Source organism: Nocardioides sp. CPCC 206348 (assembly GCF_048654705.1).
Taxonomy (GTDB): Bacteria; Actinomycetota; Actinomycetes; order Propionibacteriales; family Nocardioidaceae; genus Nocardioides.
The window spans coordinates 4,928-5,137 of sequence record NZ_JBMCZA010000203.1 but is presented as its reverse complement, the minus strand read 5'-3'; the positions used below and the strand labels follow the sequence as shown (position 1 = coordinate 5,137).

The following is a 210-nucleotide window of genomic DNA, read 5'->3' as shown; positions in this document are numbered from 1 at the left end:
ACGGGGCCCGTGGAGGCGAAGCCGACGGTGGTCGAGTTCTCGCCGTACGGGAACAACAGCCAGACCCTGGAGGTCGGCCCGGACTACAACTACCTGCTCGTCCAGATCCGCGGCACCGGCGGCAGCGACGGGTCCTTCGATGCGCTCGGTCCGAAGAGCCAGAGCGACGTCGTCGAGGTGCTCGAGTGGGCATGCACGCAGCCGTTCAGT

At 67.6% G+C, this 210-nt stretch carries 1 protein-coding gene; it reads left to right on the top strand.

The features are described 5' to 3' along the window. On the top strand, window positions 1-210 hold a 210-nt coding region (locus ACOADB_RS20070; RefSeq protein ID WP_378602567.1), incomplete at both ends, for a CocE/NonD family hydrolase.